Raw genomic sequence first — 16,164 nt, 5'->3', positions numbered from 1 at the left:
TGTTTTTTCCCGCTTTGTGTTATCAGCCGAAAATCAATAGTAGCCATTTCCTGTTTTATAGTCTGCTTTTCTTTTCTGTATATCTGCAGAGGTTCTTGAAGTTTTATCAATCGAGTATTCTCCAGATAAAAAGCTATTTTTAGCATTACCTTGATGAAATATTGCTATTGTATTATTTATTTTACCTTCTAATTCATTGAGTGCATTTTCTTTTTTACTATTGTGCTGATAAGTTGAACGTTCTAATTCATTCCTATAGTTTTGAATATTCCCTTTTAATTCTGATAGTTTGTTATTCAATGTAGTCATTGTATTTTTAGATAAGATGACCTTACATCCTCGGCCATCAGAGGTGCCGATACTTTTTATTTTTTTTGCGATGCTTGATAAATCTTTAGATGTATCACTTTTCAAGTTTTTTATATTATCAGTGGTGACAGTTTTTTTAGATGTGATTGGTAATCCTGAACTAGTTGAAATACCAAAAGATTGAGTTTTTGAAACTTCAATAGGAGCGTCTTTACTAAAAAACTCTTTCATTTGGCTGACGTCTGAAAAGCAGACTTTCTTTTTAGAGGTTACTGGGCATTGCTCCGCATTATTTTGAATGCGACTTGCTGTAACTGCAATTTTTCCTGATGATTTATCAGCACTTTTATTAATATTTGATGTTTTTAATGTATTTACATTTAGAGGCTGGGTATTTACTCGCATAGCATGACCTTTATTAGAGTTTGGGTGTATTTAATTGCTATGAATTATTCAGCATTTCAATGTTTATTTCTTTTAAAAAACGATGGCAGTTTTTTATTTACAGTTATTAAATCGTCATTTTTCTCTAAGAAAAAGACAAAAAAATACCGACGCAGAGGCCGGCATTTTTGTATTAGCGCTAAAGGTTAGTCATCTTCAAACTCATAACCATCCCCTTCAGGGGCTGGTGGAGTGATTAGCACTTTATTGACTCGGTGGCTGTTAACCTCAAGAGGTTGGAATATACAACCGTTAATTGTCACTTGTTCACCCACTTCAGGAACACGTTGCAGGTGCTCCATTAAAAGACCCGCAATCGTTTCATATTCACGTTTATCGTCTAATTCCATCGGGATAAACATGATCAGGTCTTCAAGTGGCATAAAACCGTTGGCAATCCAGGTACCATCATCCAATTTTTGAATGTCGTGGCGAGAGTCATTTTCTTCATCACCAACGGGCAAGTTACCTGCTATTGTTTCCATTACGTCGGTCAATGTCACGATACCTTCGATAGAACCAAATTCATCCACAACAAAGGCAAAGTGGGTATGCGCTTTACGGAATTGCTCTAACGCTTTTAACAGTGATAACCCTTCAGGGAAGATCAACGGTTGGGTAATTAGCGCTCGTAAATTTAGCGGCTGACCACTTAATTGTTGTTTAACTAAATCCATGACGTGGACAACACCGACTGGCTCGTCACTAATGGTTTCATCAATGACTACAAGGCGCGAATGTGGATTTTTCTCCATTAATTGCAATAAATCGGCAGAAGATTTATTAATGTCGAGGTAATCCACATCATGGCGTGAAGTCATAATGCTTTCTACGTTACGCTGCGCCATACCGAGCACTCGAGCAATCATTAAACGCTCTTGTGGGTCAAAAACGGATTGATTATCAGCGATAAGATCAGAAGTGTGTGGGTCTAATTCTCCACGCTCGTTATTACCGCTAAGAATACGTAATACCGCCTCTGCTGTACGTTCACGTAGTGGGCGTGAGCCTTTAAGAAATTTACGTCGATTAAATTGTGCAAATTGGTTTAGGACTTCAATCATGATAGAGAAGCCAATTGCAGCGTATAAGTAACCTTTCGGTATGGCATAGCCAAACCCTTCGGCAACTAAGCTGAAACCAATCATTAGTAAGAAGCTCAAACACAGTATGACAATGGTTGGGTGCTGGTTAACAAAGCTCGTTAACGGTTTACTTGCCCAAATCATTAATGCCATTGCAATGGTCACAGCTGCAATCATTACACCGATATGGTCAACCATACCGACAGCGGTGATCACGGAGTCCAGTGAGAATACGGCATCAAGAACAATAATTTGTGCAACAACAGCCCAGAAATTAGATGTCTTTCTTTGGGTATTGGTGTGTTCGTCTTTCCCCTCCAACCGCTCGTTTAGCTCCATGGTGGCTTTAAACAAGAGGAATAAACCACCCACCAACATAATTAGGTCTCGAGCACTAAAAGCGTGATCAAAGAGCGTTAATATCGGTTTCGTGAGGGTAATGAGCCATGACAGGCTAAATAGAAGCACAACACGCATAATCAGGGCTAATAAAAGTCCAGTTACACGGGCTCTATCACGCAGCTTTGGCGGGAGCTTATCGGCCAGAATGGCGATGAAGACGAGGTTATCAATACCAAGAACGATTTCTAGAACGATAAGGGTAGCGAGGCCCGCCCAAATCGAAGGATCTGCGATCCATTCCATACAGTTTGTTTTACCTTCTGATATGACGGCTTATACCGACGAGTGAATAATGGGGTTTATTGAACGAAATATCAATAAAAATTCACTTTATACTCGAAATCCTTCAAGTTGCAGCGGTGTTGACTGCACTCAGCTAGCCGAGTTACTTAGTTTATCTGTGCCCCCGTCTATCTTTGCTTGTCGCCTACCTGCAACTCGAATCATTTGGGGTATAGTTGGGCAATTCTTGACAAAAATGGCCTTGTATATGTCATCGATTGCATCAATAACTACCATGCAACACAATCCTAGGTTAATATGTGATCCCGTTAACAGAATGTCAGCACGGTCGAGGCTGACTTGGTCCTAATCAGACAGGAGTTGTTCATGTCAAAGCAGCAGATTGGTGTTGTCGGAATGGCAGTCATGGGGCGTAACCTTGCGCTTAACATTGAAAGCCGTGGTTACTCAGTGTCTATCTTTAATCGTTCTAAAGATAAAACAGACGAAGTGATTGCCGAAAATCCAGGGAAAAAGCTAGTTCCCAACTATACAATTGAAGAGTTTGTTGACTCTCTGGAAAAACCTCGCCGCATCTTGTTGATGGTAAAAGCGGGTGAAGCAACGGACAAAACAATTGCCTCGCTGACTCCTCATCTGGACAAAGGAGATATCTTAATTGACGGTGGTAATACTTTATTTACTGATACTATCCGTCGTAATCGCGAATTATCAGCGCAAGGTTTTAACTTCATTGGAACAGGTGTTTCTGGTGGTGAAGAAGGCGCACTGAAAGGCCCTTCAATTATGCCTGGTGGTCAAAAAGAAGCTTACGAACTGGTTGCTCCAATTTTAAAAGAAATTGCAGCACAAGCAGAAGGCGAACCTTGTGTGACCTATATTGGTGCGGATGGTGCGGGCCACTATGTTAAAATGGTTCACAACGGTATTGAATACGGTGATATGCAATTAATCGCAGAAGCCTATTCATTATTAAAAGGTTCATTGAACCTGAGCAACGAAGAATTAGCAGGCATCTTTGCTGAATGGAATAAAGGTGAACTGAGTAGCTATTTAATTGAAATCACAGCAGATATCTTCAAGAAAAAAGATGAAGATGGTAAATATCTGGTTGACGTGATTCTTGATGAAGCGGCTAATAAAGGTACCGGTAAATGGACTAGCCAGAGTGCGCTGGATTTAGGTATCCCTCTGACGTTAATTACTGAATCTGTATTTGCACGTTATATTTCTTTCTTAAAAGATCAGCGTGTTGCGGCGTCTAAAGTATTAACAGGTCCAACCCTCAAAGCGGTTGAAGGCGATAAAAAAGAGTTCATTGAAAAAGTTCGCCGTGCATTGTATTTAGGTAAAATTGTGTCTTATGCACAAGGCTTCCAACAGCTGAAAGCGGCATCAGAAGAATATAATTGGGATTTAAACTACGGTGAAATCGCAAAAATCTTCCGTGCAGGTTGTATTATTCGTGCGCAGTTCCTGCAAAAAATCACCGATGCGTATAACCAAGATGCAAAAATTGCCAACTTGTTGTTAGCGCCATACTTCAAACAAATTGCTGACGAATACCAGCAAGCACTGCGTGATGTGGTGTGCTATGGTGTACAAAATGGCATCCCGACACCAACATTCTCAGCCGCTATTTCTTATTATGATAGCTACCGTTCAGCCGTATTGCCTGCAAATTTAATCCAAGCGCAGCGCGACTACTTCGGTGCTCACACTTATAAGCGTACGGATAAAGACGGTGTTTTCCATACTGAGTGGATGGAATAAAACTCGTTATCATTAATTTTTGATAACACAAAAGGCGCTAGGTTTAGCGCCTTTTTTGACTTTTAAGCACCGTAAAATGTTGAATTTATAATTATGAGTAACTCGTTAATTCGGTAGCGAATTTAGCTTTTTTATAATTTATAACAGCGAATATTTTCTAAATTACATTTTATCAAGTCTAGGCATGGTTTATGCGTAATTTTCTTATCTTATTACTTTTATTAGTATTACTTGGTCCATTAGGGATTGATTTATATTTACCAACAATACCTGATATTGCGAAGGATTTAGGTAGCAGTGAGTCGGTGATCCAGTCAACGATAGCACTGTTCATTCTTGTTCTGGGGCTAGGGCAATTGATATCGGGTCCATTAGTCGATAGATATGGACGAAAACCTGTCGCGATTGCGGGTATGCTGTTATACATCATCGGTGCAGGTGTTGCTATTGTAGCTACAACACCTACTGTATTTATTGCATCGCGTTTATTGCAAGGTGTTGCGGTTTGTTGTACTTCGGTAGTGGCATTTAGTTGTGTACGTGACCGGATGAATGGTACGGAGGCAGCTCGCGCTTTTGGTTTCTTAAATGGGACATTAAATATTGTTCCAGCGTTAGCTCCACTACTTGGAGGTTTGCTGGCAGAGGCATGGGGCTGGCGGGCACCGTTCTGGTTTCTTGCTTTGTATGCGTTGGTTATATTAGTGCTAATTGTTGCTTTTTTACCGGAAACACGCCCAGTTAATTTACCTAAAGCAAAGATTATTCCGCTGAAAACCTATTGGCGAATTTTAGGAAATTATCAATTTATTATTTTTGCCTTAGTGAACGCAGGCACGATGGGTATGGCATTAACTTATGTGTCACTTGCACCAACTGTACTGATGGGGGATGCGCAGTTATCTCCGCTAGCGTTTTCTATTGTATTCGGTATTAATGGTTTTTGGATTATGTTCGCCAGTTATATCGCTAATTATTTTATTCATAAAATAGGGCGACCAACCTGTTTATTAGTTGGCAGTTTAATGATGGCATTTGGTTGCTTAGGATTATTGCTAGGTTTTGTCGTATTGCCGGTAGAAATACAAAGCCATTGGTTAGTCTATATGTTACCTGTCGCCTGTGCTTGTACAGGGCTGGCCTTTATGATGGGAACGGCAACCAGTTATGCTTTAGAACCCTTTGGTAATGAAGCAGGTACCGCATCAGCCTTAGTGGGTTTTGTACAAATGGCCGGAGGGGCAACTCTTGGGCTTTGTGCAATCGGTTTGCCCATTGCCCCAAAATTATCCTTAGCAATAGTGATGTTAGTCGGTTGTCTGTTTGGGCTAATAGCAAGAAAAACGAGTTTATCGTTTGCTAGCCATTCAATGGCTAAGGCACGTTAAACAACTATTTTTATTGATACATCAAGATGTCACTGGTTGCAGGATATAACCAGTGACAGGATTGGATTATTTATTCAACAATAGTGCCATTAATCGTAGTGAGAAACCGATTCTCTTTAATTTCAATCGGTCTTGAGTGAACCATTTTATTATTAATATACAATTTAGCCTCAATTGGGATTAAATCGTGTTCAATATTAATATGGAATTTATTCATCATATCGTTGTTGGCTCGAAAGTTATTAAGCTGATATTGACTTTTTTTCCCATCCTTAAAGCTCACCTCTAGGTAAGAGGAGTCAGTATTAACTCGCTGATCGTTTTGATAAACCATGCCATAAGAACCAAATAAAGGGGGATAAATATAGCTATCAATGGTTCCTTCAGGATCATAGAAGCCCATTAAAGTGACAACCTCTACACCTTGCTTTGTGGCTTTTTTATGGATAGCAGACTCTGGTTCCGAAATTCGTTTCCAATTAACTCCATCTGAACGATAGCAAAATAAATCATTTTTCGTGATTGTCTCCACCTTATTATTGACATGTACTTTACTGTTGTATTGTGCATATGACTTTATTTTAATAGTACTATTTTTATTATGTTCGGATGCCACAGGGAGATTAATATTCGGCGCATAATAGCCATTTCCTTGGTAAAGATAGACTAAGTTACTTTTTTTCAACAATTCATTTATACCATCAGTTGTAATATCAGAACCATTTTTTGGGGAAAACTTAATGAGACTGAAATTGGAAAGATCTAATTTAGCATCAACGCTTTTTTTAATATTTGGATCCCATTTTTTATATCCCGTCGATGATTTTGGGCAAAAAGTATATTTACTTTCCAATTTCTTTTGGATAGCAACAAGGGAGTTGGGTGTGTATGCGGTATAGGCATTGTATTTGGGATTGTAAGCTTCCCCACCACTCATTGCGTCATGGTTTAATGAACCATCTTGATAGGTATTTGGGATAAAATAGTTATTATCAGAATCCAGTAGCCATGTTGCATTTTTTTTATCAGCAGTTGCATGCGTTCCTCCTTCTTTGCCTCCATAGTAATCACTTAGACCAAAGTTATGGCCAAACTCATGACTAAGCTCATTACTATCTGTTCTATTTAACGTTGCTTTCCCACCACCGCCTGACCAGCCATGAATGACCCTCCCATTCTCATATACCCCAACAGAATTATAGGCGGTTATTTGGCTCGTAGGATTAAATGACTCAGCATCAGAAGCTGAACTGTTCACACCATAATTCGCTAGATTAATGCCATCGGCATAGAAACGTTTGGTTATCGACTCCCTCATATTACCACTATGGCCACCACCTTCACCCGTTGCTTTATCCGTGAAAACTTGCCCATCAGGCATCACCACTTTTGTAAGGTGGATTGGCTCATAGCGAGAAACAATGAAATTTTTGACGGGGATAGTTTGGTAATATTGCCGATTAAGTTCGGGCTTTTCTTGAAAAAGAAATGCATCCCTAGGAGGAGTAAGTAAACCAATATCCAATGTATTGACCAGTAATTCATTTGAGGCACCAATATCAATATCTGATAGTGTGCCTTTTTGGTCTTTCAAAACAAACTCTAGCTTTATACCTGGGTGAATATACTCTTCAGAAATTTTCACTGACCATGTATCTTCAATGTATTCCAAATTACTCGTTGAATCTTCATTTTTTGCGATAGAAGAATCATTATTAAGATAAATAGGGATCCATTTTTTATGAAAGTCATAAACAAAAAGTACACTTTCACCCGTTTTCATTTTTAGGCTATTTTTTCCATAATGAATGTAGCTATTATAATCGGCACTAGAGCTGAAAAGGATTTTTTTATTATGAAGGTCATTATCTGCCATAAGTGTAAAGTTACGTGCCCAATTTCCGTCACTTGTGGCTATTTTTATTGATTCATTGTTTTTTAATAATTCCAATAAGTGTTTTTTGTTTTTAGATGACTCATTAATTGACTTATTATTATCTAAAGTTAAATCATAACTTTCTGGTTGTGAATAGTCTAGCGGTGGGATATCTCTGGTTATAGGTATATTTTCCCAATCCCCATTAGTATTACACTTGAATAAATATAAGTCTCCTTTTTTTAATTCAATACATTTATATTTAGTATGAATAAGAGTCGGCTCATCGGATGTTGAGGTAAATAGGATTTGTTTATATACATGATTAAGATTACCTTTTAACATTAAACTATTAGTCGTATCATAATCAACCTTAGTTATTTTTATTGTTGAATGTTTATTCAAGATATCATTCATAAAGTTAGCATCAATTTCGCTAACATCGATATCTGGCAGGAATTCAATTTCAGCATCGAAAAATGGTGGCAAATTAAGTGCTGAAATATCAGGTGACTTCCAATATTCGATTAAATTGACATTCTCTTCAGTGAGCCAATGGCCACTGTTGTCACAAATAAATTGAATTGTGACACCTTTTGGTAATGGGACTGTTTCATTACCATAGCTAATGTTAATTTCATTTTTATTAATGTTTTTTAAAATTACAGTTTTCCCTTTATATTTTATGTCATTATTTAGGATGAATGTTTCCTTTATATAATTATGATTAAAACTTAACTCTATTGATTCATTGGTTAAAATTAAATTATGTAAAGCTTTTTGGTTGGAAGCTATATCATTTAAATGATTTTCATTTTCAATGGAAATATCAAATCTTTTAGGTAATTTGAAGCAATGGGGGAATAAATTTGTTTCTATGATGTTGTTATCTGCTATTGTAGGTAATTTAATGGGTGGGAGTAGGTTTTCACTACTTATCAATTTATTATTTTCATTATAAATATTTAATTTAATGTTTTCATTTTTTTTAATTGATGATTGAGGTTTAAACATGACTAACGTTTTTCGGCCGGATACCAATTTAGGCTGTATATCTCCTTCAATTCGATTAACAGCAGGAATGATTGAGTTTTGAGCGAAATAAACACTTCCCTTTAATTCACCATTAGTATCACTGATTTCTTTATGTGTTAAAGGGTCAATAAACTTGTTTTTATTAAAGTAAATGGCGTTATCCGATCGTATTATTCTACTGGTTTTTTCGTCGTTTCTATCTGAGTGAATAAGCGGATTGTTTGTTTTATCTTCATGGATAATTATTTCCACGTTTGATTCGTTGTTTTCATTATTTAATATATGAAATATTTCGTAAATATTATTGGCCACGCTTGTTGAATAAGGAAATTCTAATGAGTTATAAGGGGAGGGATTAATAACATCTTGAATTATTGGTTTTTTTTCTATCATTTTATATTTTTCGTCTATTTAACAGTATGCTGAAATTATTTTTATTTAATTTATAATAAAATATATTAATTGTGTGATTTTTTATTTGAAAGTTAGTCTTAAATACTATTTCTTTTGTTCATTTTTTATTAATTGATAATTAATTATATGGAAATTATTTTCTATGATATTATTTGCACAAGTAATTTAAATAATAACAGGTTTGTTAGGATGAATAACATGTTGAATCCATTACTAAAACAACCTCGAGTGGCTAAAGGTGATGTATTTTGAACGCGAATGCATCACCATAGAATGCGTTCTATGGTAAATATAAACGAATTAAAAGGTTTAGTACCATGAATCAAAAGCATTGGTCAAAATACGAACTACTTCATGAGGTCGTACAAAACCCCAATATCCATATCAAAGGTAGGCATAGTTATTACAGCGACTGTTGGGATAACGGGTTTGAGCAGTCAGTTGTGCGTTATCTACAAGGTGATGAACAAAGCCGAGACTGGCAGCTAGCATGGGATGTTGACCAACTTTATATCGGTGATTATGTCTGTATTGGTAGCGAAGCTGTGATATTAATGGGAGGGAACCATACTCACCGAATGGATTGGTTTTGCTTATATCCTTTTCTTGAATTTATTGAAGAAGCTTACGTAGGAAAAGGCGACACAGTGATTGGCGACGGAGCCTGGGTTGGCATGCGTGCCTTTATCATGCCCGGAGTTAAAATAGGTGAAGGGGCTGTAATTGCTGCTAACAGTGTAGTGGTCAAAGATGTCGAGCCTTACTCCATTGTGGGAGGGAACCCTGCAAAGCCGATTAACTACCGCTTCTCACACGATGTCATTACTGAACTATTGGCATTGAAAATCTATGATTGGTCGGAGGAAAAATTTACCGCATTAAAGCAGTTTATTTGTGGATCAGATTTTTTGGCATTAAAAAATGCCAGTCAGAAATATGACCAGCGATTGATTAGCTAGCTTTTCTTATTGAGGGGGGATCTATGGAATCCCCCTTTTAATAGACAACTAATTTTCTTCTGTACGAATAAACTCAACTAAACTAGGCGCCGCTATTCTTTGGTAATCTTCTGTATTTAAAATAATAGAGCGCTCTAATGTACCGGCATTAAAGGCGAGTTCCTCAAAACGTTCAAATAATAGTGGGTCAGCAATTAACTTTAAGTTAGGGTGAAAACTAAAAGGTGGAATAGCCCCGAATACGCATTGAGTGAGCTCGTTGACTTCTTTGGGGCTTGCTAAAGATGCACGAGTTCCGCCAATTGCTGTGGCAATTTTACTCAAATCAGCTTGTTTATCGGCAGGTAAAATTGCCAGTACGTGTTGGCGGATACCATTTCCTTTGACATGGCATACTAATCCTTTTGCCCCTTGTCCAAGTTGCGTGCCACGTATTTTTGCCACTTCTTCTGATTTCCCCGCAGTGGAATGTTCCATCACACGATATTTAGCATTATTTTTATCAAGTAATTGTGTGAGTTGCATAAAAATAGAATTTTCAGACACTGTTTTTTCCCTTTAAAACCACATCAATAACAGGGAATGATAACAAGTTCATCAAGAGATACAACCGAGAAATAGTGCTAGCTAAAAATCGTAATTGTGGAAAATATTATAAATTGCATATCAGATGCGGTTTTTAACTATATTGCGAATCTGTTTTGAGGTTTTATTGTTATATCCTCTGGAAGATTATTTATTCTAAATTAAATCAATAGGTTATTTTTATGATTTATTATGAAGAAGTGAGAATACATATTGTTAAGAATTGAGTTTGATCATTTACGCTGCATTTTATTATCGGTAATATAAAGTTTTATATAACGAAAAGATAATATGAATCGTAAATTTAACTTATATGTAATATTACCGCTGATTACAGGGATCGCACCGTCTATTGTTGCTGCACAAGTTTCGGAACAATTGGCTAAATTTAAGCAAGATAAAATGCTAGTCATCGCAGCACCAAGCGATGTGTCCAGAGAAGCTCAGGCTGGCACTGGTTTTTTTACTTCACAAATTGATCTTGGGCCATTAGGTGCTCGTGAGTGGATTGATACGCCATATTCTACAACCACTATTCACCGTGAAATGATCAATAACCAGCAAGCCAAAAGTTTGAGTGAGTTATTGAAATATGCGCCAAGTACACAAATGCAAGCTCGCGGGGGAATGGATGTGGGTCGTCCACAAAGCCGTGGTATGCAAGGTGGTGTGGTAACAAATAGCCGTCTTGATGATTTGTATATGGTGTCAACGACCGCATTCCCTGTGGAAATGTTGGATAGAGTAGACATTATTAATAGCTTGACGGGCGCATTGTATGGCCCTGCAAGTCCTGCTGGACAATTTAATTTCACCACAAAACGCCCAGAAGATATTCAGCGTTTTTCTTTAGGTTACCAAAGCCGCAATGCCTATAGTGGCCATGCTGACTTAGGCGGTTATTTTGATACAGATAAACGCTTTGGTTATCGTCTTAATTTGCTGGATGAGGAAGGAACAGGCAACCTGAAAGACAGTACATTACGCCGTAAATTAGCTTATGTAGCGCTAGATTGGAATATTCAGCCAGGTACGCAACTTCAATTTAATGCGAGTCATTACAATTTTGTGCAAAAAGGTTATGTGGGTAGTTTTAGCTATGGTTCTGATATTAAATTACCGAAAGCCTCTAACCCACAAGATAAGAATTTAGCGTTACATACGGCGGGTAATGACTTAACTACGGATACTGTTAGCACTCGATTACTTCATGATTTTAATGAGGATTGGACGCTAAAAGCTGCAGTCGGTTACCAGCAAGCAGATAGAGCGATGCGTACAGTAACCAGTGCCATTCAAGATAACAATGGGAATATTAGTCGCTCATTAAGCGATTCTCCTGCTTCGGGGCGTTTTCGTGTGTTGAGTAACTCAGTAGTACTAAATGGCCACGTGGACACAGGCTCTATCGGCCATGACTTATCATTAGCGACAAACGGTTATGTTTGGTCGATTTACAGTGCCAAAGATAAGAGTGTGAGACGTGATTTAGGGCAAACCAATATGTATCACCCATCGCCGATGGAAGAGCCATCGGACGGTAAAATTCATACGGGAGGTTCACGTTATAAGTCTGCTGAAAATAGCCAACAAAGTATCACTATCGGCGATACCATCACCTTTGACCCACAATGGTCAGCCATGTTTTACCTTAGTCAAAGCTGGATAGAAAGCCGTAGCTTTGATAAACAAAATCACAAAACTAGCCAAGCCAATGACCATGGCCTTAGCCCTCAAGGCGCGTTGATGTATAAAATTACCCCAAATGTGATGACGTATGTGAGCTATGCAGATTCGTTGGAAGAGGGTGATACCGCGCCGATGAATCAAAATCTGAAAAATGAAGGACAAACCTTAGCCCCTTATCGTAGCAAACAATATGAATTGGGCATTAAAGCCGATTTGGCAGATTTAAACCTGGGTGCTGCCGTATTTCACTTGGAGCGTCCATTTGCCTATGCGGGGGACGATAACGTGTTTCGCAAACAAGGTGATCAAGTGAACCGAGGGCTAGAACTCACGGCCACAGGCCATGTATGGCAAGGGTTGAATGTGTATAGCGGTGTTACCTTCTTAGACCCAAAACTCAAAGACACTAAGTTAGCCACTACGCGGAATAAACGTGTCGTTGGTGTACCGAAAGTTCAAGCCAATATGCTAGTGGAATATAGTTTGTCGTCGATGCCAGAACTGGTGTACAGCGCTAATGTGCATTATACGGGGAAACGAGCCGCCAATGACACCAATACCAGTTGGGCGGGAAGCTACACGACATTAGATTTAGGCACGCGTTATAGCACGAAAATCAATCAAATCCCAACGACAGTCAGGCTATCCGTCAATAACGTAACCGATGAGCGTTATTGGGCTTCTATCTTCCCATCAGGGATTAATGGGGAAGGAAAAGGGGGCAGTGCTTTCTTAGGAGCAGGTCGAGAAGTGCGCGCGACGGTGACCTTTGATTTCTAATGGGTTAAATAAAAATCAGGAGCACTCTTCTTTTCTTTGGACAGGAAGAGTGACAAATATGAGAAAAACAACGTTTTTACAAACGGTTATTTTGCTGGCAGGGCTACTCATCCACAGCCTGTCTTACGGTAAGACGGATAACCCAGAACTGCGAATTGCGACGCCGTGGCCAGCACAAAATACCATCATTATGATGTTAGGATATGGTGAGCAAATCGTTGGCACATCGATGATCGCGAAAAAAATTCCATTGTTTCGCCAAATGTTACCCAACATTGATAATGTTCCAGTGATCAGTATTAGCAATCAACTAAACCCAGAGCAAATTATTTCATTGCGAGCTCAATTGCTATTTATTGCAAAGGGGATGGAAGTACCGCAGCGCGATTTACTCGAAAGTGCTGGAGTTAAAGTTGTTGAATATCCTGCCAATTCATTAAAAGCTTTACAAGCAAGGGTGCAAGCAACAGCGAAAGAGTTAGGCCCTGATGCAAAACAAAAAGCCCTTGAATACCAACGTTATTTTGACCGCAATGTCGCATTAGTGAGTGAGCGTTTAGTGGGGCTGACTGATGCAGAAAAACGGTCGGTATACCACAGTATGGGAAATGCGTTATTTACCTCTGGGCGTCCGTCATTAAACCAAGACTGGATGGATTTAGCGGGGGCACAAAATGTGGCTGAAACGTGGTTTTCGGATAAAAAAAATAATTCAGGTGAGGTCTTGTTGGAAAGCATTATTATTGCGAACCCTGATGTGATTGTTGCGATGAATAAAGAAGATGCCAATATCATACGCACGTCTCCTCAATGGAAAGCAATTAGCGCGGTAAAAAAACAGCAGGTATATGTGAACCCAAAGGGGATGTTTTGGTGGTGCCGAGAAACGTCAGAGGAGGCATTGCAGTTTCTGTGGCTAGCACAAACACTGTACCCAGAGCGCTTTGCAGATATCGATATGAAGCAAGAAACGGCGGACTTCTATCTGAAATTTTTTGCTATTTCACTCAGTGATGAGCAAATAGATAAAATCTTGCACCCATAAAATAGGCTGCCAGTGAGACTGGCAGCGGATTAACTATTGATGGCGTTCTTTTAACCGTTTGATTATCGTGCTTAAATCCAGCTCTTGGTCTTGTAGTAAGACTAATAAGTGGTACATCAAATCAGCAGCTTCATTAGTCAATTCTGCGCGGTCATTCACGGTGGCTGCCAATGCAGTTTCAACACCTTCTTCACCGACTTTTTGTGCAATGCGTTTAGTCCCGCTAGCATATAAACGCGCGGTATAGGAGCTTTCTGGCGACGCAGTTTTGCGTTCTTTGAGTAACGTTTCTAACTCAAATAAAAACCCCCAATCGCTTTGTGCTGGTGCGAAGCAGCTTTGTGTGCCGTTATGGCAAGTTGGGCCATCCGGCAGTGCGAGAGCCAACAGCGTATCACTGTCACAATCTGGGTAGATATCTACTAAATTTAAAAAGTTATTCGAGGTTTCGCCTTTCGTCCACAAACGTTGTTTTGTGCGAGAGAAAAAGGTGACTTTACGGCTATCTAAAGTGACTTGTAATGCTTCTGGGTTCATATACCCAAGCATTAGCACATCACCTGAAACGGCGTGTTGTACGATCACAGGCATTAAATTATCGACTTTTTGCCATGCCAGTTGGCTAGATTGTTCTGTGGTTAACATACTCTAATTTGAACTCCATTTTCGGCTAGGTATTGTTTTAAGTCACCGATATTAATAATTTGTTTATGGAATACAGAAGCGGCTAAAGCGCCATCAACGCCTGCGTCAGTGAAGGCATCAAGGAAATGCACTTTTTCGCCAGCGCCACCCGAGGCAATTAATGGCACTTGGCAAACTTCACGAACTTTCTTCAGTTGTACCAGATCATACCCTTGGCGTACACCATCTTGGTTCATCATATTTAATACGATTTCACCTGCGCCGCGTTGTTGCACTTCTTTCACCCAATCGAGGGTTTTCCAGCGCGTCTGCGCTGTGCGCTTTTCATCGCCGGTAAATTGGTAAACGAGATATTCACCCGTACTTTCATCGAACCAAGTATCAATACCCACAACGATGCATTGTACGCCAAAACGTTCTGCTAAGCGGCTGATCAGGGTTGGGTCTGACAGTGCAGGGGAGTTGATCGAGATTTTGTCTGCACCAAAAGATAAAATTTGCGAGGCATCTTCAACGCTTTTGATACCACCTGCAACACAAAAAGGAATATCAATCACTTCAGCGACTTTGGCAACCCAGCTTTTATCTACTACTCGACCATCAGAAGAGGCGGTAATATCATAAAATACCAGTTCATCTGCACCTTCTTGGGCATAGCGCTGTGCCAATGGAACAATATCACCGATAATTTCGTGATTACGAAATTGGACACCTTTAACCACTTGCCCATCACGGACGTCTAAGCAAGGAATTATGCGTTTTGCCAACATTTGATTGCCTCCGTAACGGTGAATTTACCTTCTAATAATGCACGACCCACAATCACGCCAGCCGCACCAGATGGCGGGATAGCCGCAATATCATCTAAATCGCCAATTCCCCCTGATGCCTGAAAGGCAATATCAGGGAATTTTTGGCTAATTTCTTGGTATAAATTCACATTAGAACCCGCCAATGTTCCATCTTTGGAAATATCGGTGCAAAGGACATGTTTTAAGCCATAAGGACGATATATTTCAATGGCTTGTTCTAATGTTAAATTTGAATTTTCTTGCCAGCCGCTAATGGCGATTTCTTTTACGCCTTTGTCATTAATGCGTACATCTAACGCAAGTACAATGGCTTCCCCACCATAGGTTTCAAACCATGTTTTAACCAATTCAGGTTTGGTCACCGCAGTTGAGCCAATGACAACACGAGCCGCTCCGGCTTCCAGTAAGGCCTTAACATCTTCTTCGGTACGAATACCCCCACCAACTTGTACAGGAACATTCACGCCAGCCAATAATTTTTTCAGCAGTGGAATTTGGCGTTTTTGTGGATCTTTGGCGCCCGTTAAATCCACTAAGTGTAGGAGCTTTGCCCCTTCTTTTTCATATTGCTGCAAACGTGGGAGCGGGTCATTGCCATAATCAGTTTGCTTGGCGTAATCCCCTTGGTGCAATCGCACTACGGTGCCATCGATTAAATCTAATGCGGGAATGATCATGGT

At 39.3% G+C, this 16,164-nt stretch carries 12 protein-coding genes; 5 read left to right on the top strand and 7 right to left on the bottom strand.

Annotation, left to right across the window (positions count from 1 at the left end; genetic code table 11):
* Nucleotides 1-33: 33 nt before the first annotated feature.
* Entirely contained in the window at nt 34-714 is a 681-nt protein-coding gene (locus PSF09_RS03155) for a hypothetical protein (protein ID WP_272683481.1), read from the bottom strand.
* Nucleotides 715-899: 185 nt separating this feature from the next.
* A complete protein-coding gene (locus PSF09_RS03150; RefSeq protein ID WP_272665367.1) occupies nt 900-2,483 on the bottom strand; it encodes a TerC family protein in 1,584 nt (527 codons plus the stop codon).
* A 366-nt stretch (nt 2,484-2,849) separates the two neighbouring features.
* Between PSF09_RS03150 and gndA the strand changes: the two genes are divergently transcribed.
* Nucleotides 2,850-4,256: an NADP-dependent phosphogluconate dehydrogenase gene (gene gndA, locus PSF09_RS03145; RefSeq protein WP_272665366.1), complete on the top strand. Its 1,407-nt coding sequence runs from the start codon at nt 2,850-2,852 to the stop codon at nt 4,254-4,256.
* A gap of 191 nt (nt 4,257-4,447) precedes the next feature.
* A complete protein-coding gene (locus PSF09_RS03140) occupies nt 4,448-5,644 on the top strand; it encodes a multidrug effflux MFS transporter (RefSeq protein ID WP_272665365.1) in 1,197 nt (398 codons plus the stop codon).
* Between the two features lie 70 nt (nt 5,645-5,714).
* On the opposite strand, the gene PSF09_RS03135 is transcribed toward PSF09_RS03140, so the two are convergent.
* Nucleotides 5,715-8,948 (bottom strand): M66 family metalloprotease, encoded by a 3,234-nt coding sequence (locus PSF09_RS03135; RefSeq protein ID WP_272683480.1) that lies wholly within the window; start codon nt 8,946-8,948, stop codon nt 5,715-5,717.
* Between the two features lie 338 nt (nt 8,949-9,286).
* Between PSF09_RS03135 and PSF09_RS03130 the strand changes: the two genes are divergently transcribed.
* Nucleotides 9,287-9,928, top strand: coding sequence for a CatB-related O-acetyltransferase (locus tag PSF09_RS03130; protein WP_272683479.1), 642 nt, complete (start codon nt 9,287-9,289; stop codon nt 9,926-9,928).
* Between the two features lie 48 nt (nt 9,929-9,976).
* On the opposite strand, the gene PSF09_RS03125 is transcribed toward PSF09_RS03130, so the two are convergent.
* Nucleotides 9,977-10,453, bottom strand: coding sequence for a YbaK/prolyl-tRNA synthetase associated domain-containing protein (locus tag PSF09_RS03125; protein ID WP_371031507.1), 477 nt, complete (start codon nt 10,451-10,453; stop codon nt 9,977-9,979).
* A 462-nt stretch (nt 10,454-10,915) separates the two neighbouring features.
* On the opposite strand from PSF09_RS03125, the gene PSF09_RS03120 reads away from it, so the two are divergent.
* Together PSF09_RS03120 and PSF09_RS03115 are read left to right on the top strand one after the other, a co-directional pair.
* On the top strand, nt 10,916-12,982 hold the full coding sequence (locus tag PSF09_RS03120; protein WP_442959952.1) for a TonB-dependent receptor: 2,067 nt from the start codon (nt 10,916-10,918) through the stop codon (nt 12,980-12,982).
* A 58-nt stretch (nt 12,983-13,040) separates the two neighbouring features.
* Nucleotides 13,041-14,027 carry an ABC transporter substrate-binding protein gene (locus PSF09_RS03115; RefSeq protein ID WP_272665359.1) on the top strand — a complete coding sequence of 329 codons (987 nt, stop codon included), beginning with the start codon at nt 13,041-13,043 and terminating at the stop codon, nt 14,025-14,027.
* A 33-nt stretch (nt 14,028-14,060) separates the two neighbouring features.
* Here PSF09_RS03115 and hisIE read toward each other — a convergent pair whose 3' ends face one another.
* The 3 genes from hisIE to hisA are packed head-to-tail and all read right to left on the bottom strand — an operon-like array spanning nt 14,061 to nt 16,161.
* Entirely contained in the window at nt 14,061-14,672 is a 612-nt protein-coding gene (gene hisIE / locus PSF09_RS03110) for a bifunctional phosphoribosyl-AMP cyclohydrolase/phosphoribosyl-ATP diphosphatase HisIE (protein WP_004909325.1), read from the bottom strand.
* Nucleotides 14,666-15,442 (bottom strand): imidazole glycerol phosphate synthase subunit HisF, encoded by a 777-nt coding sequence (gene hisF, locus PSF09_RS03105; RefSeq protein ID WP_210838850.1) that lies wholly within the window; start codon nt 15,440-15,442, stop codon nt 14,666-14,668. The genes hisIE and hisF overlap by 7 nt, the downstream gene beginning before the upstream one ends.
* Nucleotides 15,424-16,161: a 1-(5-phosphoribosyl)-5-[(5-phosphoribosylamino)methylideneamino]imidazole-4-carboxamide isomerase gene (hisA, locus tag PSF09_RS03100; protein ID WP_272665358.1), complete on the bottom strand. Its 738-nt coding sequence runs from the start codon at nt 16,159-16,161 to the stop codon at nt 15,424-15,426. Before hisA ends, hisF begins: the two co-directional genes overlap by 19 nt.
* Nucleotides 16,162-16,164: the final 3 nt, after the last annotated feature.

This window comes from Providencia sp. PROV141 (assembly GCF_028481645.1).
Taxonomy (GTDB): Bacteria; Pseudomonadota; Gammaproteobacteria; order Enterobacterales; family Enterobacteriaceae; genus Providencia; species Providencia rettgeri.
This window is presented reverse-complemented; position numbering and strand designations above follow the sequence as displayed.